Source organism: Faecalibacterium sp. i21-0019-B1 (genome assembly GCF_042852915.1).
Lineage (GTDB): Bacteria > Bacillota > Clostridia > Oscillospirales > Ruminococcaceae > Faecalibacterium > Faecalibacterium taiwanense.
Genome location: NZ_AP031425.1, coordinates 797609 through 817346, shown reverse-complemented (window position 1 = coordinate 817346; position 19738 = coordinate 797609). Strand labels below are relative to the sequence as shown.

Here is a 19738-nt window from a genome sequence, read left to right as displayed (position 1 = left end):
CCTCTCTTATTCCTCACGCGGGTCAATGTACTTCACAGCACCCTGCTCTGCGCTGAAGCGGCCGTAAGTACCCACGTTCTTCTCATAAGCCTCGTTGGGGGTCTTGCCGTGACGGATATCCTCCATCATCTTGCCCAGCTTGACGAACTGATAGCCGATGACCTCATCGTTGGCATCCACAGCCAGCTTGTTGATATAGCCCTCGGTCAGCTCCAGATAACGGACACCCTTCTCCTTGGTGGAGAAGATGGTACCGGTCATGGAGCGCAGGCCCTTGCCCAGGTCGTCCAGACCTGCGCCGATGGGCAGACCGTCCTCAGAGAAAGCGGTCTGGCTGCGGCCGTAGACGATCTGCAGGAACAGCTCACGCATAGCAACGTTGATGGCATCGCACACCAGGTCGGTGTTCAGAGCTTCCAGAATGGTCTTGCCGGGCAGGATCTCGCCTGCCATAGCAGCAGAGTGGGTCATACCGGAGCAGCCGATGGTCTCCACCAGAGCCTCCTCGATGACACCGTTCTTGATGTTCAGGGACAGCTTGCAGGTACCCTGCTGAGGTGCGCACCAGCCCACACCGTGGGTGTAGCCGCTGATGTCCTTGATCTCATAGGCCTTGACCCATGCGCCCTCTTCGGGGATGGGAGCCGGACCATGCTTAGGACCTTTGGTGATCGGGCACATATTCTGTACTTGCTGCGAATAGGTCATAATCATACTCTCCTTTTGACAAATGTTGCTTTGCAGCACAAAGCCGCCGCCGCGCCCTGCCGGCACAGCCGCTGCCCTTTGCTGCTTGCATCTGACCGGGCGCGCCGCTCTCTTTCAGCGCCTTAACCGGTACTACCACGCATGATTTTATTATAGAGAAAGCTGACGGATTTTGCAATACATTTCCGGTAAAAAACATCAAAACTATTTGCAGTTGTCTGCTGCTAACTGTCAATTCGGATGCTTTTGTCATTTCATTCGTCAAGTTTTTGTCAACTATGTCAAGAGGGCAAATTTCACGCTCCTGTGTCCTGCCTGCGCGGTGTCTGCCCGGCAGGCTTCAGTACCCACATGGCCGCAAAGCCCGCCGCTGCGCCGCCCACGGCAAGCCAGTGCCGCCCGGCTTCCAACCCCCAGAGATTTGCTGCAAACGGAAAGGCCAGACTGCCCACGCTCTGCCCCAGTGCCAGAAAACCGTAGTTCACCCCTGCGTGCGGCAGGCCGAACAGATCGGTGGAAAGGGCGGGCAGCACTGCTGCAAGGCCGGAATAGCAGAAGGTAAGCCCCGCATAACAGGCGATCACCCACCAGCCCTGCGCAAACGCAAACCCTGCCGAAAGCCCCAGCGACACTGCAAACAGCAGCAGATCGGTGGGCCTGCGGCCAATTTTATCGCTGAGCATGGGCATCAGCAGGCGGCCCGCCGCACTGCCCACGCTGCCCAGCACCACGCTCCACAGAGCAGCGTTCTCGTCCAGCCCCCGCTCCACGCCCAGCTTCAGGATGATGGGGCTGAACAGAAGCACCGCCGGGGTGGAAAAGCACACCGCGCCTGCGCACAGCCAGTACTGCTTTGTTTTCAGCATCTGCCACGGGGAAAGGTCGATGGTATTTTTGTCGTTTTGCTGCTGTTTTTCGGCATCCTGCGGCGGGTCCTGCAAAAGCAGGCTGCCCGCAAGGCAGACGGGCAGCGTTATGGCTCCCAGTGCCCAGAACGCGCCCCGGATGCCCTGCACGATCCCAAAGCCGCTGACCGCCGTGCGCACGAACACGGTGAGGAACGCACCGGAAAGGCCCACCGCCCCGCCGATCACGCCGGTGGCAAGGCCCTTGCGCCCGGCATACCACTTCTGTGCGCAGGACTGGATGGATGGGTACAGAAACGCCGTGCCCAGCCCCGCCGGGATACTGAATGCCAGAAAAAAGCTGCCCGCACTGCCGCCCGGCAGCATGGCCGCTGCAAAAAATCCGCCGCACAGCAGTGCTGTTCCCCACAGAGCCGCACACCGCGGGCCTCGGCTGTCCTGCAGAAAACCGCCGAGGACGCACCCCACGCCGAACGCCGCAATGAGGATGCCGAAGGCATAGCCTGCCCCCTGCTCGCTCAGGCCGTACTCGTCCATGACCGGCTGCTGGAATACGCCCCACGCCGCCGGGATGCCCGTGAGCACCTGAATGGCTGCGCCCGCCGCAAGGATGGTCCACGGATGTTTTGCTGTAAATTGCTGTTTCATCGTCTGTCCTCCGAATGGTTTTTCCCTTACAGTGTGCCCATTTCAATTGACAAAACGGCAGATTTCTTTATAATGAATAAGGTAAAAGTATTTACATTGATTTATATAGAGAGGAACCATCTTATGAAAACACAGGCATTGAAGGGCATGCGCGATCTGCTGCCCGCTGAGCAGACCCTGCGCGATTACATTCAGGGCAAAATTCTGGAGACCTACCGTGCGTCCGGCTTCGAGCGCATTTCCACCCCCATGCTGGAGGATATGGAGAATCTGGACAAATCCGACGGCGGCGACAACCTGAACCTGATCTTCAAGGTGCTCAAGCGCGGCGATAAGCTCACCGCTGCCCTGAACACCGGCGATCCCAAGCAGCTGTCCGATATGGGCCTGCGCTATGACCTGACCCTGCCGCTGAGCCGCTACTATGCCGCCAACAAGGATAAGCTGCCCAGCCCCTTCAAGGTGATCCAGACCGACCGTGTGTTCCGCGCCGAGCGCCCGCAGAAGGGCCGTCTGCGCGAGTTCGTACAGTGCGATATCGACATTCTGGGCGATTCTTCCCCCAATGCCGAGGTGGAACTGATCGACGTGACCACCCGTGCCCTGCTGAACATCGGCTTCACCGGCTTCACCGTCAACATCAATGACCGCCGCATCCTGCGCGGGATGCTGGAGAGCATGGGTTTTTCCGCTGATACGCTGGATTCCGTCTGCATCACCTTTGATAAGATGGACAAGATCGGCGCCGATGGTGTGAAGGCTGAGCTGACCGAAAAGCAGCTGCCGGAAAATGCCATCAACGCACTGGCCGACTTCATTGCCGCAGGCGAAGTCACGCTGGATGCCGTGGCTGCCCGCTGCGCAGACCCCGCCATTGCCGACGACCTCAAGTATGTCCTTGCTACCGCCAACGCCATGGCTGCAGGCCGCTATCAGGTAGCCTACTGCCCCAGTCTGGTGCGCGGTCAGGGCTACTACACCGGCATGGTGTTTGAGATCACCTGCCCGCAGTTCAGCGGTGCCGTGGCCGGCGGCGGCCGCTACGACAACATGGTGGGCAAGTTCCTGGGCACTCAGGTGCCCGCCGTGGGCTTCTCCATCGGCTTCGAGCGCGTGTGCGGCATCCTGCTGGAGCAGGGCTACCAGATCCCCGGCGCAAAGCAGAAGATCGCCCTGCTGTACGGCAAGGATGCCGACTTCACCACCGTTCTTGCCAAGGCTGCAGACCTGCGCAGCAGCTACAATGTCACCGTTCTGCAGCAGGCCAAGAAGCTGGGCAAACAGTTGGGCCAGCTGGAAGCTTCCGGTTTTTCCGGTGCCGCCTTTATGGATAAAGATGAGATCAAAATTTTTGCGCAGCAGTAAATAATTGCACACAAAGCCCCTTTACTTTTGATATGCTACCCCTAGAATAGACAGAGTAAAAACAAAACTCTGAGTACTCTTGGGGTATTTTCATGTCAAGAAAAAACACCTCAGAAAATCGAGCGATTTTCTGAGGTGTTCTTGTTTTTTCTGGTTTAAAAGCCGGTAGGCGGCACATAGTAACTGGGGATCGAGGCTGTTTTCTGCACATTTGCCTGCTGGCACAGCGCTGAACGGGTCACCTCTGCCCAAGAATACTGGGTCATATACTCGCCGCGATAGGAATTGGTGGCCGAGCGGCTGCCCCGCAGGAAATTGTAATAATCACAATCCACCTTGCTGGTGTCCAGCGCCAGTGTGCTGCGGCCGCGGATGAGCAGGCCGGTAACACCTGCATCCTCCAGCGTATGGCTCAGGTCAAAGATCAGATTGCGGAGATGGCTGTGCAGCGATGCGGTGTCGGGCTTATCCTCCCACAGCACGGTCAGCATTTCGCCGTTGGTGCAGGTGGCACCATTGCGATCCACCAGATAGGCCAGCAGCTCCTTGCTCTTGCTGCGCTTGAAGGCCAAAGCGCGCCCGCCCACGAAGATCTCAAAATTGCCAAAGCACTGGATCTTGATGCCGACAGGGGCATTCTCCGGCGGGTAGCGCAGATGCTCCAGCACATTGCGCACATCTGCCTCGTTTGCAGGCTTGAGTAAAAAGCCGCTCACGAAGATCTGCAGCGCTTCCAGCGCATACTCCGGGTGCTCTGTTACCACAATGATGTTGCAGCGCGGCTGCAGCTTCTGGATCATGCGCGTCAAAGCAAGCCCGTTCATGCCGGGCATTTCCAGATTGAGGAAAGCCGCATCCATCGGCCCCTGACGCATCCAGCTCAGTGCATCCTCGGTCGTCATGGCGCTGATATAGTCACAGTCGGGTGCAACGCGGCACAGGATGCGAATCAGCGAGTTGATTGCAAGCTGTCCATCATCGACGACCAGTATCTTCATTCGTACACCCCCGCAAGTTTACCATACATGTTCCCTGTTTCAGTTTAACACTTTGTCCTTTGATTCGCAAGTTTTTTTGCACAAAAAGCCAGAAGCTCCACACTTCTTTACAAAAGGACGTTCCTTTCCCATCCGTTTCCTCACGAAGCAGCTGGCTGAAAGAGGCGTCTTTCCCATTTTCATTTCCGGCAGTCAAAGCAACTATACAAGATACTCTGTGCCATCCAGTCCGGTCAGTTTTTGTGCTGTCGTTTGTCCCACACGGGTGCAGAGCCGCTCATACGCCTGCCGCATCCAGCATGGCATACATTTCTTCCCGCGTCTGCGCGCCGTCGTCCACACCGTAGACGAAGTGCGCATGATAATCCATAAAGCCGCTCATTTCTTTTCTGCTTCGTGGCTCCGCTTATAATACTTTTTGTAATAACCATACTTTCCATACTTTGAGTAGGATTTGTAGTACTTGCGGCCCATATAGTTGTCGTAGTCCACCTGATTGAGCACGGTGCCCAGAATGGGGCAGCCGGTCTGCTCGATCTGCTGCTTCACGTCCAGCAGCTCCTGACGGCTCACATCGCTGGTCAGCTCGCTGCCGACCTGCAGGTCGGAGAAGTTCAGCACCGAATCATTGCGGCTGACCACATAAATGGTGGCCGTTGCCTTGTACATCGGCGTTCCCTTTTTCATCAGGGAGCACCGCAGAACATTTTTAGTTCTTAGCCCTCAATGGTCTTCACGGCCACCAGAACGAAGTTGGAGCCATAGAGCTTGACCTGACGGCCCTTCAGGTTCACCACGATCTCGCCATCTACGACTTTACCGGTCACAGTATAGTAGGTATAGGTCACACCGTTTCATTATTTTCCGGCAGGAAATTTCGCATTTTCAGCCTTTAGGGAGCCACAGATAAACACAAACCCCCGGCCATGCAGAGTTCATCCGCACAGCCGGGGCCAATTGGTATTTTATTTGATATCCAGTTCAGGCGGCACATCGATCTGGTCCGAGACATACTTACCGTTCTTTTTGCGCTGCCGCACGCACTCCGTCAGCAGATATTCGATCTGCCCGTTCACCGAGCGGAAGTCATCTTCGGCCCAGGCGGCAAGGGCATCGTAGAGCTTCGCGTTCAGGCGCAGGGGCACCTGCTTTTTTGGTTCTGCCATCAGTACAGGCTGCCGCTGTTCACGATGGGCTGGGCATCACGGTTGCCGCACAGCACCACCAGCAGGTTGGAGACCATTGCCGCCTTGCGCTCGTCGTCCAGCTCCACTACCTTGTTCTCATTCAGGCGTTCAAGGGCCATTTCCACCATGCCCACAGCACCGTCCACGATCATCTTGCGGGCATCGATGATGGCGCTTGCCTGCTGGCGCTGCAGCATCACGGCCGCAATCTCCGGCGCATAGGCCAGATAGGTGATGCGGGCTTCCACTACCTCGATGCCGGCCTCGGCTACATTCTTCTGGATCTCGTCCCGGATGCGGGCGGCTACCACCTCCGAGGAGCCGCGCAGACTGCCCTCATCGGCTACGCCGTCGCCGGTGGTATCCACATTGGGAGCCACATCATAGGGGTAAATGCGCACCACATTGCGCAGAGCGCTGTCGCACTGCAGGGAGAGGTACTCCTTGTAGTTGTCCACATTGAATACGACCTTTGCGGTATCGGTCACGCGCCAGATGACCGCAATGCCGATCTCCACCGGGTTGCCCAGACAATCGTTGATCTTCTGGCGGGAGTTGTTGAGGGTCATCATTTTGAGCGAGATCTTCTTGCTGGTCGATTCTGCGGTCTGGGAACTGCTGTTGCCTGCCTTAAGCAGGGCCGCCATGCCGGTTTCGCCGCTGTTCACATCGCCGCTCTGGCTCAGTTTGGTGCCAGCTGCCGGGTTCACCGCGGTGCAGAAGGGGTTCACCCAGTAAAACCCCTGTCCCTTCAGGGTGCCGATGTAATCGCCGAACAGGGTGAGCACCAGTGCTTCCTGGGGCTTTAACACCTTCAGGCCGCAGAGCAGGAAGATGCCCGCCACCCAGTATGCGATGGACAGGATCGTGAGCAGGATGCCCGGAAACAGGCTTTCGTCCAGCAGAATGATGCTGTAGAAAAACAGCAGGACGGTAACAGCATAGCCCAGCAGGGTGAGCAGCAGCATGACCATGCCGTTCTTTTTGGTCTGCAGAATTTTCTCTTCCATAACAGTTTCCTCCTTCACAGGGTGCGGAAGCGTTTCTTTGCGATATCAAAATCATATCACTTTATATCATTCTTGTCAAGTCCTCCGCAGGCAAAAAAAGAGCCGCCGCACAAACACTGTGCAGCAGCTCCTTTTTGTTTATCTTTTTATAATGTAAGGGGCACTTGCTCTCAGGCAAAGGTCAGCACCACCTTGCCAGCGCCGCTGTTACGGTCTGCAAGGGTATCGAATGCCTTCTGGAAGTCCTCTGCCTTGAACACATGCGTGGTGATCTCATCGACCTCTTTCAGGTGGTCGGGCAGGATCTTGACCACCTCGGGGAACTTCTGGTACTGATGACGGGTACCCAGAATGGTCAGTTCCTTTGCGTTGATCTCCTTGAAGTTCACGGGGATCGGCTCCTTGCCAAAGGTCATAGCCACCAGACGGCCTGCGGGAGAAAGCTGGCTGGTTGCATGTGCCAGCAGTGCGGGAACGCCTGCGGCCTCAAAGATCACGTTGACACCCTCGCCGTCGGTCAGTTTGTTGATGAACGCATCCAGATCTTCCTTCATCGGGTTGATGCTGTAATCTGCGCCAAAGTCCTTTGCCATGGCAAGACGGCTCTCGTTCGGCTCAGACACGATCACGGTAGCGCCGCGCGATTTTGCAATGTTGGCAACGATCAGGCCGATGGGGCCGCCGCCGTGCACCAGCACCACATCGCCGGGGCGCACATCGCCGCGCCAGTTTGCCTGCAGGCCAATCGTGAACGGCTCGCACAGAGCAGCCTGCTGATAAGTCATCTTGGAAGCATCGTACTCATACACCTGGCTGCGCGGCATGACCACATATTCCTGAAAAATGCCGTCCACGATGCAGCCCAGAACCTTCAGTTCACGGCAGACATTGTGGTGGCCGCAGCGGCAGGCATAGCACTTGCCGCAGTAGGTGATCGGCTCAAACACAACACTTGCGCCGGGCTTCAGGTCGGTAACACCCTCGCCCACTGCGATCACCTCACCGGAACCCTCGTGGCCAAGCACCACAGGATACTTTGCATACGGGTTGCTGCCATGATAGACATGCACATCCGAGCCGCAGATGCCGGCAGCGTGCACCTTGACGAGCACCTGATTCGGCTCCTTGATCTCAGGCATAGGGCGCTCCACCAGCTGCATATCACCAGGGCCATTTACAACAATTGCTTTCATAATCATGTTCCCCTTTCCAAAGCTTCAGATACCCGGGCAGGACAGGAATCCGCCATCCACGGCAATGACCTGGCCTGTGATGTAGCCAGACATTTCCGGATCAGCAAAGAACCGCAGTGCACCCACCAGTTCCTTCGGGTCGCCAAGGCGGCCCATCGGGGTGCGGTGGATCACGTTCCAGTAGCGCTGGGTGTAGGAACCATCCGGGTTCACATACATGTCATGGTTCAGCGGCGTGAGGAAGTAGCCGGGTGCGACCGCATTCACACGCACCTTGCCTGCCGTGTTGGACAGGTAGTTGGACAGCCACTTGGTAAACATATCCACAGCGGCCTTGCTGCTTGCGTATGCAGGCACCATGCTCAGTGCATCGTAGGCTGCCATGGAGGTAATATTGATGATGGAGCAGCCATCGCGGCCCACCATATTCACTGCAAACACCTGACATGCCATCACAGTGCCCAGCCAGTTCACATCCATGACGCGCAGCAGCTTATCGCTGTCGATGTTGAACAGGGTACGGGACGAAGCCAGAACGCGGGCCTTTTCCGCGGCCAGATCTGCTGCCTGCGGATCCACCTTGACGACCTCTGTTGCCTTTTCGTCGCCTGCGGCATAAGCTTCCGAGGTGGTTTTTGCCAGCGGGTCCTGAATGCCTGCGCAGTTGATCAGCACTTCATAGCTGCCAAAGTGCTGCACCACAGCATCGCGGGCCTTTTCCAGCGAAGCTTTGTCCGTAACATCCACCTGGAATGCTGCGGCATCGCCGCCAGCCTGTTCGATCTCGCAGGCCACCTTCTGGCCTGCCTGAATGTTAAAATCAAGAATCGCTACCCGGTATCCGGTCTTTGCAAACTCCTTGGCAAAAATGCTGCCGAGGCCGCCTCCGGCACCGGTAATCACTACAGTACGGCTCATTGTAAGTTCCTCCAATCAATCATACAGTTATCTCAATCATACAGTTATCAGGCAAACAGGCTGGGGATCCACAGGGTGATCGGCTCACAGAAGGAGACCAGCATCAGCACAATCAGGCTGGTGATCAGGAACGGCATATTTGCCTTGAAGGCTTTCCAGCTGGAAACGCCGCCGATCTGGGCACCGGTGCAGATGCACATGCCAACGGGAGGCGTGGTCAGGCCGATCATCAGGTTCAGAATGGCCATCAGAGCAAAGTGGACCGGGTTCATGCCAACAGCCGTTGCCACCGGCAGCAGCACAGGGAAGGTGATCAGGATCGCCGCCAGACTTTCCATAAACATGCCCACAAAGATCAGCACGAAGTTGATCAGCAGGATAACGAGGATGCGGTTCGTGGTCATGCTCAGGATCGCGGTTGCAACCTTCTGCGGGATGCGCTCGTTGGTCAGGATGAATGCGAACACGTTTGCCAGACCAATCAGGATGATGATGGAAGAGCAGGAGCGCATATTGGTGTAAACGATGCGGGGCACATCCGAGAGCTTGATCTCTTTATAGACGAACACGCCCACAATCAGGGAGTAAACGCAGGTCACGATGGAAGCTTCGGTGGGGGTAAAGATACCGGAAAGGATGCCGCCCAGCAGGATAACGGGCATCAGCAGCGCCCAGATAGCATCTTTGGTAACTTCCAAGCGCTTCTTCCAGCTGGAACGCTCGTGCTTGGGGTAGTGGCGCTTGACCGAGATAATGTAGGTGGGTACACACAGTGCCAGACCCAGCAGGACACCGGGGATGATGCCTGCCTGGAACATCTTGCCAACCGAGATGCTCACGCAGGAACCGGCAATGACCATGGGCACACTGGGCGGGATGATGGGGCCGACCACAGAGGAAGCAGCCGTAACTGCAACCGAGAAGTCGTCGTCGTAGCCGTCCTCCACCATGGCGGGGATCAGCATACCGCCTAGAGAGCACACGTCCGCAATGGCCGTACCGGAAATGCCGGCAAAGACCATGGATGCTACGATGTTCACCAGCGCAAGGCTGCCAGTAAAGTGGCCCAGGAAGGCGTTGCAGAAGTTCAGGATGCGGCGGGTGATGCCGCCGCCGTTCATCAAAGCACCAGCCAGCATGAAGCCGGGGATGCACAGCAGGGTGAACGAGTCGATGCCTGCATAGAATTTCTGTGCCAGGACCGCCGCGTTCATATTGGAGGTCAGCAGATAGAACAGCGAAGAAGCACCCAGAGAGAACGCAATGGGCACGTTTAGCAGCAGCAGGACCAGAAACAGAATAAACATGCCACCGATCATTGTGCTTTGTCCCCCTTTCTGATCAGATTTACTTCATTGATCGCATCCAGCACTACGTAAATTGCAGTCAGGATAAAAATGACCAGCGGCACCACATAGAAGATGCCCAGGTTGATCTGCAGAGAGGTGGAAAGCGACTTTGTGCCAACACGGAAATAGGTCCGTGCCTGCGGGATTCCAAAGAGGCACACGATTAGGATGGCCGCATCCGAAACAAGGTTCAGGATGTGACGGCCGGTGCCATGTGTTTGGGCTGCGATCACATCGATGGATGCGTACTCATGGTACTTGATGGCCATGGGGCAGGCAATCATGATCGTATACTGGAAAAACAGGCGTGTCATCTCGTCTGTCCAGGGAGCGGTAACTCCCGGAATATAGCGGGCAAGGATCTGCACCAACACGCAGACTGTGACGCACCCAAAGCCGATGGCTGCCAGATAGTGAAACAGCCTATCCAGCACGTCCAAAACTTTCTTCATTCTGGATATTCCTCCGTACTCAGGTGTGTATTTTCCAAATCAAGCCGCGCCGCCCATCAAGAACGGCGCGGCCACTATTGGAGAACGGTCAGATGAAAATGTACTTTTTTAAAGGGTCTGTTTAGCTGTTGGACAGATCGCAGATTGCCTGATAGGTGGTCCACAAATCGCCCGGCTGGCTCTTCAGGAACTCCTCGATGGCGGGCATCATGGCGTTCTTGATGTCGTCGCGGTCAACGTCCTCGTTCACCTGCATACCGGTTTCCTTCAGCTTTTCGAGGTACTCGTCCTTGTGAGCGAAGTAGTACTCGTTGGTCCAATCCTGCATCTCGTTGGAGGTCTCAGTGATGATGTTCTGCTGATCCTCGGACAGGCCGTTCCAGATATCCACGCTGAGCAGGTTGAAGATGGTGGAGTACACGTGGTTGGTCTGGTTCACGTACTTCTGCACTTCGTAGAAGCTGTTATCGTAGATCATATCGTAGGGGTTTTCCTGCATTTCCACAACGCCCTGGCTCAGTGCGTTGAAGGTCTCGCTCAGTGCGATGGCGGAGGTGATGGCACCTGCGGCAGTCCACATGCTGTTGTGCAGAACATTGCCGCTCATACGCATCTTGCGGCCCTGCAGATCAGAAGCCTTGTTGATGGGCACATTGGAGGTCAGCTCACGGGGACCACGCAGCTGATACCACAGCACCTTGAAGCCTGCATCCTCGAAGTCCTGCATGATGCCCTTGCCGATGTCGCTCTCGCACATGGCCTGAACGTCTTCCTCAGAGTTGTAAGCCCAGGGAGCCTCCAGCAGGGTGGCGCTGGGTGCGTAGCCGTTGAAGGAGCCGCCGGACATGGTCATGGAAGTGGTGCCGACCAGCATACCGGCCAGAGAGTCCGCCTCGGAACCGGAGGTGCTGGAGGGGTAGATCTCAACGGTCATGCTGCCGCCGGACTTCTCCTCGATGCGGTTCTTGAACTCGGTAGCTGCAAGGCCCCAGGGATGCTCCAGAGAAACGGTCAGGTCGAACTTGAGCACCACAGAAGCGTTGCTTGCGGTTGCTGCGGGAGCAGCAGTGGAAGCTGCGGAAGAGGTGGAAGCTGCAGTGGAGCTGCTGGAACCGCCGCATGCGGTCAAGGCTGCGGTAGCAGCTGCTGCGCCAACAACGGTCAGAAAGCTACGGCGAGAAATCTTTTTCATGGTAAATTTCCTCCTTGATTCGTGTGTTCTCGTTCTTTTTATTTTAGGTGCCTTTCCCCGGCACAAAAATCGGTCTTATCAGAAAGTGCGGATGCGGTCGATGCAGGTTGCGTAATCATCCTGCTGGAAGAACAGCTCCTGCTTGCCGAGCACGAAGCCTTCCACATTGCAGTTATGGTACAGGTCGGCAATCACCTCGCGGGTAGCACCGCCATCCAGCATCAGGTGGTAGTTCAGGCCTTTTTCCTTGCGGTAGTTATCCAGCTCAATGAATTTCTGGCGCGTGTAAGGCATGAATTCGCGGCCTGCAAAGCCTGGGTTCACAGCCATGATCATGACGTAATCGGTGATGGGCAGCATGTCCTTCACCGTCTCAAGGCTGGTGCAGGGGTTCAGGATCAGGCCCGTCTTTTTGCCTTCCAGCTGGATCAGCTCCAGCGTAGCGGAGGGGATCAGCTCAGATTCAGGATGAATGTAGATGATATCGGCACCGGCTTCTGCGATCCTCTTGATGTAGCGGTGCGGGTTCATGACCATCATGTGGCAGTCAACCAGCTTGTGATGGCCCGCGTCGGTGATGCGGCGGATCATTTCCAGCTCACGCACCGACATGCCGAAGTTCGGTACAAATGTGCCATCCATGATGTCCACATGGTAGATGTCCATGTCCGTTGCATCCAGCTTTTCGATCTCTTCCCGCATGTTGTCTGTGGAAAGATTGAGGATCGACGGGCAAAGGATCTTTTTTTGCAAGGTATCCATTTTGTAAAGTCCTCCATATTTTATACTTGTTTATCCGTTCAATCTTTGCGATTCTCGCAAATTGTATACTAGTTTTCTGTGCCATCAGCATAGCATATCCTCATCTCAAAAACAATACTTTTCATACAATTTTACTGATTTCACAAATTTTTATGGTTATTTTATGCACATTCTACAGTCTTTCCGTCCATTTCTCGCGATTTAGCTCTTCATGCAATCTAGTATACATCATTGGAATCTTGTATTCTTTCTACCATTTACAGCTTTTTCCACTTTTTGACCAGTATTTATCCTGAAATCTTGATATTTTATATATTGTTATTTTTTAGATTTTAAAGTATACTAGTTTCAAGAGATATCAAAACCTGCTTTAACCTTCTTTGAAAGGACATCATTTATGTCAAATTCTCTCCCTGCCGATATGCTCACCGCTACCGACCAGATCTATCTGAGCCTGTGGAACCAGATCTGCAGTTTGGATCTGCCCCCCGGCGAAAAGCTCAGCGAGGTGCGCCTTGCTGCCGAGTTTGAATGCAGCCGTGTTCCCGTGCGTGAAGCACTACATCGCCTGGCTGCCGATGGTGCTGTGGATGTGTTCCCCAAAAGGGGAAGCTTTGTCAGCCTGATCGACCGCCAGCAGGTGGAGCAGACCCGCTACCTGCGCGAAGTTCTGGAAACCCATGTCTGTCTGGAAGCGTTCGATTCCGGCGCACTTACTGCGATCTATCCTTATCTGTGCTCCATTGTGGAACAGCAGCGGACCGCCCGCGCAATGGATGACATTGCAACCGTGTTCCGTCTGGATGAAGATTTCCACCATATCTTCTATTCGCTGACCCACCGTGAGTTCGTGCTGGAGCATACCGGTCCGCAGAATGTACATTATCGCCGGGCACGTCTGCTCTCCATCCATCATGAGGCAAAAGAAACGATCATTGAGCAGCACACGGATATTCTGGAAGCGATCCGCGCCAACGACCGTGAGCGCCTGCAAAATGCGATCTTTACCCACCTGAACAACGTGAACGTGGTCATGCAAGGCCCCAACATGGGCGACCATGCTCTCTATTTCAATCCCCCTTATGAGGTATCCAAATGACACAAAATACAATTACACTGATCGTTCTGGCCGTCCTTGTTGTTTTTTCCCTGCCGGCTTTGTACCGAAAAAAGAAAAGCGGTGATCTGACCCTGTGGGGTAAGGGACGCAACATTCTGGGGCAGCTGCCCTCGGAAGAAGCTGCTTGTGCAGCGGTGTCTTCCTCTTCCCGCAACGGCTCCCAGAAGGACATTCTGCAGTTCGTTTCCTCTCTGATGAAGCTGGTGCGCAAAAATCACTGGTACATCGTCATGCCCGGCCAGCTTTCGGACGGCAAGCCCAAAACCAATCTTTCGCTCGTGCTCATCACGCAGCATCGTGTCATCGGCCTGAAATGTTATGGTTATGGCGGTTCCCTTACCAATAACGGAAAAGCCGCCGACTGGACACAGAAGCTGGATAAGACGACCAAGGCGATCCACTCTCCCCTGCCGGATCAGACCGCGCAGCAGGCAGCTCTTGCGTCTCTTCTGCCCCAGCTGAGTGCATCTCAGGTCGAGGTCTTTTCCGTTTTTACCACACCGGGCGTGCAGCTGATCAACTGCAGCGGCCTGAACTGCTTCACTTCCGTTTCCCTGCTGGAAAAGCTGCAAAGCTCTTCCGCGGACTGCACCGGCCCTCTTCAGCCGAGGGAGCTGGGCACTGCACTGGAAGCCATGAAGCCGGACCCGCCCGCCAAAAACAGACAATAACAACCTCCCATATGTGCGGTTGCCGTACAAGCAAAAACACCCTCACAGCTTTTCCATTTCAGCTGTAAGGGTGTTTTTGTTTTGCTTTTTATTATAACCCGTTCACGATATTTTCCGGCCGCTGTCCGCTTTGCACCGCCCTTCATGCCCGCCAGAAAACCTGCGTCCACCATGTTCACGGTCTGAGGTGTGACCGCCAGATGCAGGCTGAGGATATCGCTGCATTTCTGTACACCAGCACCAAGAATGTCGCACAGCAGTTCAAGACTGCCAAACGACCCGCAGCTTTTGAGGAGCAGAGCTGACAGCGTACCGGGCGGCAGCAGCCTATTTTAAGGCAAACAACATCACAAAGCTGCCCAGCCCAAAAAAGCTGGAAGCCGGGTACACTGCAATGGCATCCGAAAAGGCGAAGTTCTACGAGCAGTACAAGGAAACCAAGGAAAAACTGCTCAAACTGAAAACCGCAAAGCAGAATGTTGCGTCCTTCTTCCGGGAGGAAGAACAGACGCAGCAGGAGAGATAAAGGAGTGTGCGAATGCTGATATGCACCGCCTTGCCAGAGCCGATTTTCCGAACCGCAAGCAGATCGTGCACGAGATTCTGCACCCGGAGGACCGCCCCGCTCCGCAGTCGAGCTACTCACACTACTCTGGAATCAACTACTCCGCGCTGGAAGTCGCTGTCCGGCGGATTCAGCAGGACTTTGATTTTTTGATGAGATACTTGCCTAAGCTGCCGGACGATTCCTACGCCAAAACTGAAACGCTAAAAATCCTCAAGCAGCACAAGGCGTATATGGCACAGTTTGAAGAAATGCCGAACGATAAAGAAATCGCATAACGACAGGCACTTGTAAGCCATCAACGAGCCACCAGCCGCAAGAACAGGGCGGAAAGCATCCGCGCCCTTGCGCCTGATAAAAATTGGAACTTTGATTTTCTCGCCCGGCTTTGCCACGGTGGGACGATCAAAGGAGCGTGCGTTTGAACAAAAAGAAAAAGTCCACAAACACTTCCCCTTACCCCGATGAAGTCATCGACCGTCTGGCGCGGGCATTCTACTCAGCCATCCTTGCCTGCTGGAACAGCGAGAAAGGGCAGCGGTCACTTGTCGGGGCGGAGGCCCTTCCATCTTGCTAACGCAAGACCGTTCGGTCGCTCAAAAGCCCCACTGGGGCTTTTGTTGCTGCGCAAACGCGAGCTTGCCTTGGCAGGCGGAACAGGCTCATCTTGCAGGAAGAGAAAAACAGGAAGTTCCCGTTGGGGAACTCCCTGCTGTACATATCGCTGTTGTCTGTGGTCTTAATCGCAAGTTTTACAAACAGCGCAATTCTCAACGACCGATTTACGATATGCAATTCACGGTTGTTATCAACGAATCAAATCGTGAATTGCGATGGCAGGGTGCGTCCTATTCAGGGGCGCACCCTGTTTTTGTGGCTATTTTTACCATCACATAAATTTGCGATGCCGTTGCCATAGCAACCGACAAAGGAAAGTGAATTTGATAAAATTCTCTGCAGTTGGTTATTGCTAACTAACCGCCACAACCAAAGAACCATTGATTTATCAAAGGAGTTTTCCATGAAAAAAATTTCTCGTCGTTCGTTTATCACTGCCATGGCTGCTGTAAGTGCAGCCGGTGTTCTGGCCGCCTGCGGTTCTTCTTCCAGCAGCACGGCTTCTTCTGTGGCTTCTTCCGCTGTATCCAGCGAAGCAACTTCCTCTGCCGCATCTATGGATGAGACTGGTACCCATACCGTCGTAGACCACGGCGGCAACGAAGTAGAAGTGCCTAATAAGGTCACCCGTGTCGTCATCGACCAGATTCCAATCCTGTCCACCTACATGGCTTATTTTGAGGGCAGTGCTCCCTACATCGTGGGTTACTGCGGCTCTTTCAAGTCGGTCATTTCTGACACTGTATTGAAGAATATCGCTCCGGAGCTTCTGGAGTCCAGCGATACGGTCTATGCTCAGAGCGACCTGAACATCGAGGAGATCATGAAGCTGAACCCTGATGTTATCCTGTACAATGCTGGCAACTCCTCCCATGCCGAAATCCTGAAGGCCAGCGGAATCCCCTCCATCGGTTTCGCTACCGTGGGCGCATCTACGGAAGCTGATCCCATTGAACGTTACAAAGAGTGGCTGAAGCTGCTGGAGCAGATCTTCAACGAACCGGGCAAGACCGACGCCTTTGTTGCTGCCGGTGATGAGATCGTGACCGATGTGGAAGCCCGTATTGCGGAAATTCCTCAAACGGATCGCCCCAGTGCGCTGATTCTGTGGAAGTATGCAGACGGTGTGCCGCAGGTATCCGGTCAGGGCACCTTTGGCACCTACTGGATGAAGCGTCTGGGCGTAACAGACAAGGCACTGGAAGCCACTGGCTTTGCACAGGCCAGCATGGAGCAGATTTATAGCTGGGATCCCGATATTCTTTTCTTGGATGGTCCCGGCTTGCAGCCCCTGCGCACCGAGGACGTGCTGAGCGGCAATGTGGACGGTGCTGACTTCTCCACCCTGACTGCCGTGAAGAGCGGCCGGGTCTACAACACTACGCTGGGTATGTGGAACTGGTTCACCCCGAATCCGGATGCTCCGCTGGTGCTGGCATGGCTGGCCTGCAACACCTACCCGGATGCTTTTGCCGATTATCCGCTGGGCGATACCATCAAGGAATATTACAAGACATGGTACGGCTACGATGTGACAGATGACGAGTTGGAGGAAATGCTGCTGTACTGATGAAAGATACCATCTGGATAAAAAAAGGCCGGTTCACTCCTCTGGCCGTGGTATTGATGTTTGCTTTGCCCCTTGTGACCGCACTCATCTGCCTGTGCTTTGGGCGAATGAATGTTCCGGTAGGCGAAGTTCTCACAGCTTTGCGCACTGCTCTGACGGGTGAGAGCACCTCAAATGTACAGAACTACTCCATCGTCATCAATCTGCGGCTGCCCCGCATTCTGATGGCCATCATCGTCGGCGCAGGTCTGTCTTGTGCAGGCAATACCTATCAATCCTTATTCTCCAATCCGCTTGCCACACCGGATATTTTGGGTGTAACCAGCGGTACCTGTGTGGGTGCAATTCTTGCTATTATCCTGTCTTGCAGTATTCTGGAAACGCAGCTCATCGCCTTGGTCTTTGGCCTGATTTCCGTCTGTTTTACTCTGAAAATCGCAGGCAAGAGTGATGGGCGTTCTATGGTTTATCTGGTGCTGGCCGGTACGATTGCATCCTCTCTGTTCAACGCACTGGGTTCGCTGCTGAAATATACTGCCGATCCGCAGGACAAGCTGCCGGAGATCACCTACTGGCTCCTGGGCAGCTTTACCAGTGCCAGTTACCAAAAGATCCTGATTGGCTGCCCACTTATCGTTGCCGGAATTATCATCATCTATCTACTGCGCTGGCGGCTGAACATCCTTTCACTGAGTGATGACGAGGCTCGTGCCAGCGGCATCAACATCAAACAGACCCGAATGCTGTTTATTGTTGCATCTACGCTGGTCACGGCTTCAGCCGTTTCCATGTGCGGTCAGGTGGGCTGGATCGGTCTGCTGATCCCGCACGCATCCCGGATGCTGGTTGGAAGCAACAACCGTTATGTGGTGCCCCTCAGTCTCAGTCTGGGAGCCAGCTTTATGATCCTGATCGATACCCTGTCCCGCAGCATCAGCATTATCGAGCTGCCTCTTTCCATCCTCACCGCTATCATCGGTGCACCGGCGTTTATTTCTCTGTTGAATAAAACAAGGAGCAATCTGCAATGATCTTAGAAGTGCAGAACGGTTGCTTCGGCTACCCGAAGCAGCCTGTGATTCTCGAAAATATCAATTTGCGTCTGGAAGAAGGTCACATCCTTGCGATTCTTGGTCCAAATGGCATTGGTAAAACCACCCTGCTCAAGTGCATGATCGGTCTGCTGCCATGGCACAGCGGCAAGACTCTGCTTTACGGGAAGGACATTCACACCCTCAAGCCGAAGGATGTCTGGAGTACCATCTCCTACATTCCGCAGTCTCGTGGCTTCGCTTTTTCCTACACCGGTCTGGAAATGGTTCTGCTGGGGCGCAGTGCACATCTTGGGACCTTTCAGCAGCCCGGCAAAGAGGAGATTGAAATGGCGGAAGCCATGATGGAACGAGTGGGGATCACCCGTCTTGCCAACAAGGACTGCAACCGGATGAGCGGCGGTGAACTACAAATGGTGCTCATTGCCCGTGCCCTCATCAACGAGCCGAAGCTCATCATTCTGGACGAGCCGGAAACCGGTCTGGATTTCCACAATCAGATCTTAGTACTGAATATGGTGGAGCGGCTGGCCCACGAATCCAGCATCAGTGCCATCATGAATACCCACTATCCCACCAATGCCATGAGCGTGGCGGACGAAGCCCTGATGCTGAACCGCAAAGGCGAATTTTTCTACGGTCCGGCTGCGGAGATCTTGAACGAGGAGAACATCTCGTATTCTTTTGATGTTCAGGTGCTGGTGGATGAACTGCATTATCAGGGGCGGTCGGTGCGCAGCATCGTTCCGGTTGCTCTGCGGGAGGAAACTGCTGTATGAACAATGTCCCTTTTACACTTTCTCAGGTTCGCCCGATCCGGGATGCTATGACCGTTTCCCGACCTTCCGAACTGGGCTATGGAGTGCCGGTAACATGGTTTTCCTTGGGCACAGGCACTTCTATTACCCCGGAATACTATGACTGCACCACCCTTTATCTGGGTGGTGAGGGAAACGGCAAGTTTCTTCTGGGAGTCGATGGGCAGGAAGTGTCTGTCAAACCCGGAGAACTGCTGTATGTACCGCCGAAAACACTGTGCGGCACAAAAACCGACAGTGGAATGATCTATACCGAAATCATTTTGAAAAAGGAGAATTTTACCATGAACAACATTATCAAGGCAGGCCAGCCCACCGAATTGAAGGAGCTCATTTCTTATGAAGAGGGCAGCATCGCCAATCTGGACATCGCTCATGCAGACAACATGAAATTTGTCCTGATGGCTTTTGACGAGGGCACCGGCCTGACTCCGCACCGCGCTCCCGGCAATGCCATCTTGACCGCCCTCGAAGGCAAGGCCATTATTGGCTATGAGGGTAAAGATTACGAACTGAACGCAGGCGAGAGCTTCCGCTTCGATAAGAACGGCCTGCACAGCGTTACCGCACAGGGCAAATTCAAAATGAGCCTGCTGCTGGTCATCGAATAAGCGATTTTCTGTTTCATAACAGACGCAAAGAACCCGTCCGGACGTACCGGACGGGTTTTTTGCGT

Annotated in this window: 23 protein-coding genes; 10 read left to right on the top strand and 13 right to left on the bottom strand. The window is 54.6% G+C overall.

Going from position 1 to position 19738, the window contains the following annotated elements; translation table 11 throughout:
- Positions 1 to 6 precede the first annotated feature (6 nt).
- Both ACGHP1_RS03825 and ACGHP1_RS03820 read right to left on the bottom strand, forming a co-directional pair.
- Positions 7 to 708, bottom strand: a complete 702-nt coding sequence (locus tag ACGHP1_RS03825) for an iron-sulfur cluster assembly scaffold protein (RefSeq protein ID WP_390507819.1) — start codon at positions 706 to 708, stop codon at positions 7 to 9.
- A 296-nt stretch (positions 709 to 1004) separates the two neighbouring features.
- Positions 1005 to 2222 (bottom strand): MFS transporter, encoded by a 1218-nt coding sequence (locus ACGHP1_RS03820; protein ID WP_390507817.1) that lies wholly within the window; start codon positions 2220 to 2222, stop codon positions 1005 to 1007.
- A 123-nt stretch (positions 2223 to 2345) separates the two neighbouring features.
- Here ACGHP1_RS03820 and hisS point away from each other — a divergent pair, with 123 nt between their 5' ends.
- On the top strand, positions 2346 to 3587 hold the full coding sequence (hisS, locus tag ACGHP1_RS03815; RefSeq protein WP_154258503.1) for a histidine--tRNA ligase: 1242 nt from the start codon (positions 2346 to 2348) through the stop codon (positions 3585 to 3587).
- A 155-nt stretch (positions 3588 to 3742) separates the two neighbouring features.
- Here hisS and ACGHP1_RS03810 read toward each other — a convergent pair whose 3' ends face one another.
- The 11 genes from ACGHP1_RS03810 to ACGHP1_RS03760 form a co-directional block, all read right to left on the bottom strand.
- A complete protein-coding gene (locus ACGHP1_RS03810) occupies positions 3743 to 4585 on the bottom strand; it encodes a response regulator (protein ID WP_390507815.1) in 843 nt (280 codons plus the stop codon).
- 378 nt (positions 4586 to 4963) lie between these two features.
- Positions 4964 to 5272 carry a hypothetical protein gene (locus ACGHP1_RS03805; protein ID WP_223387996.1) on the bottom strand — a complete coding sequence of 103 codons (309 nt, stop codon included), beginning with the start codon at positions 5270 to 5272 and terminating at the stop codon, positions 4964 to 4966.
- Positions 5273 to 5301: 29 nt separating this feature from the next.
- Positions 5302 to 5433 carry a hypothetical protein gene (locus ACGHP1_RS03800; protein ID WP_263286992.1) on the bottom strand — a complete coding sequence of 44 codons (132 nt, stop codon included), beginning with the start codon at positions 5431 to 5433 and terminating at the stop codon, positions 5302 to 5304.
- A 117-nt stretch (positions 5434 to 5550) separates the two neighbouring features.
- On the bottom strand, positions 5551 to 5751 hold the full coding sequence (locus ACGHP1_RS03795) for a PTS ascorbate transporter subunit IIC (RefSeq protein ID WP_005940562.1): 201 nt from the start codon (positions 5749 to 5751) through the stop codon (positions 5551 to 5553).
- On the bottom strand, positions 5751 to 6782 hold the full coding sequence (locus ACGHP1_RS03790) for an SPFH domain-containing protein (protein ID WP_390507812.1): 1032 nt from the start codon (positions 6780 to 6782) through the stop codon (positions 5751 to 5753). Before ACGHP1_RS03790 ends, ACGHP1_RS03795 begins: the two co-directional genes overlap by 1 nt.
- A 170-nt stretch (positions 6783 to 6952) precedes the next feature.
- Positions 6953 to 7975 carry a zinc-binding alcohol dehydrogenase family protein gene (locus ACGHP1_RS03785; protein WP_291012322.1) on the bottom strand — a complete coding sequence of 341 codons (1023 nt, stop codon included), beginning with the start codon at positions 7973 to 7975 and terminating at the stop codon, positions 6953 to 6955.
- 24 nt (positions 7976 to 7999) lie between these two features.
- The gene (locus tag ACGHP1_RS03780) at positions 8000 to 8893 is read right to left on the bottom strand and encodes an SDR family NAD(P)-dependent oxidoreductase (protein WP_291012319.1); all 894 of its coding nucleotides are present in this window, start codon (positions 8891 to 8893) and stop codon (positions 8000 to 8002) included.
- Positions 8894 to 8940: 47 nt separating this feature from the next.
- The gene (locus ACGHP1_RS03775) at positions 8941 to 10212 is read right to left on the bottom strand and encodes a TRAP transporter large permease (protein ID WP_390507808.1); all 1272 of its coding nucleotides are present in this window, start codon (positions 10210 to 10212) and stop codon (positions 8941 to 8943) included.
- Positions 10209 to 10694 carry a TRAP transporter small permease gene (locus tag ACGHP1_RS03770; RefSeq protein WP_291012315.1) on the bottom strand — a complete coding sequence of 162 codons (486 nt, stop codon included), beginning with the start codon at positions 10692 to 10694 and terminating at the stop codon, positions 10209 to 10211. Before ACGHP1_RS03770 ends, ACGHP1_RS03775 begins: the two co-directional genes overlap by 4 nt.
- A gap of 121 nt (positions 10695 to 10815) precedes the next feature.
- A complete protein-coding gene (locus ACGHP1_RS03765; RefSeq protein WP_291012314.1) occupies positions 10816 to 11886 on the bottom strand; it encodes a TRAP transporter substrate-binding protein in 1071 nt (356 codons plus the stop codon).
- Positions 11887 to 11964: 78 nt separating this feature from the next.
- On the bottom strand, positions 11965 to 12648 hold the full coding sequence (locus tag ACGHP1_RS03760; protein WP_291012312.1) for a ribulose-phosphate 3-epimerase: 684 nt from the start codon (positions 12646 to 12648) through the stop codon (positions 11965 to 11967).
- Between the two features lie 397 nt (positions 12649 to 13045).
- Between ACGHP1_RS03760 and ACGHP1_RS03755 the strand changes: the two genes are divergently transcribed.
- From ACGHP1_RS03755 to ACGHP1_RS03715, 9 genes are all read left to right on the top strand, one after another.
- Complete coding sequence (locus ACGHP1_RS03755; RefSeq protein WP_390507804.1) at positions 13046 to 13747, top strand: GntR family transcriptional regulator; 702 nt, start codon at positions 13046 to 13048, stop codon at positions 13745 to 13747.
- Entirely contained in the window at positions 13744 to 14439 is a 696-nt protein-coding gene (locus ACGHP1_RS03750) for a hypothetical protein (RefSeq protein ID WP_390507802.1), read from the top strand. Before ACGHP1_RS03755 ends, ACGHP1_RS03750 begins: the two co-directional genes overlap by 4 nt.
- 394 nt (positions 14440 to 14833) lie before the next feature.
- The gene (locus tag ACGHP1_RS03745; RefSeq protein ID WP_390507800.1) at positions 14834 to 14965 is read left to right on the top strand and encodes a hypothetical protein; all 132 of its coding nucleotides are present in this window, start codon (positions 14834 to 14836) and stop codon (positions 14963 to 14965) included.
- A gap of 20 nt (positions 14966 to 14985) precedes the next feature.
- Complete coding sequence (locus ACGHP1_RS03740) at positions 14986 to 15282, top strand: hypothetical protein (protein ID WP_390507798.1); 297 nt, start codon at positions 14986 to 14988, stop codon at positions 15280 to 15282.
- Between the two features lie 292 nt (positions 15283 to 15574).
- Entirely contained in the window at positions 15575 to 15901 is a 327-nt protein-coding gene (locus ACGHP1_RS03735; RefSeq protein ID WP_390507796.1) for a hypothetical protein, read from the top strand.
- Positions 15902 to 16025: 124 nt separating this feature from the next.
- Positions 16026 to 17192 carry an ABC transporter substrate-binding protein gene (locus tag ACGHP1_RS03730; protein WP_097781445.1) on the top strand — a complete coding sequence of 389 codons (1167 nt, stop codon included), beginning with the start codon at positions 16026 to 16028 and terminating at the stop codon, positions 17190 to 17192.
- Entirely contained in the window at positions 17192 to 18223 is a 1032-nt protein-coding gene (locus tag ACGHP1_RS03725) for a FecCD family ABC transporter permease (RefSeq protein ID WP_390507794.1), read from the top strand. Before ACGHP1_RS03730 ends, ACGHP1_RS03725 begins: the two co-directional genes overlap by 1 nt.
- On the top strand, positions 18220 to 19023 hold the full coding sequence (locus ACGHP1_RS03720) for an ABC transporter ATP-binding protein (protein ID WP_390507792.1): 804 nt from the start codon (positions 18220 to 18222) through the stop codon (positions 19021 to 19023). The genes ACGHP1_RS03725 and ACGHP1_RS03720 overlap by 4 nt, the downstream gene beginning before the upstream one ends.
- Positions 19020 to 19673, top strand: coding sequence for a cupin domain-containing protein (locus tag ACGHP1_RS03715; RefSeq protein ID WP_390507790.1), 654 nt, complete (start codon positions 19020 to 19022; stop codon positions 19671 to 19673). The genes ACGHP1_RS03720 and ACGHP1_RS03715 overlap by 4 nt, the downstream gene beginning before the upstream one ends.
- Positions 19674 to 19738: the final 65 nt, after the last annotated feature.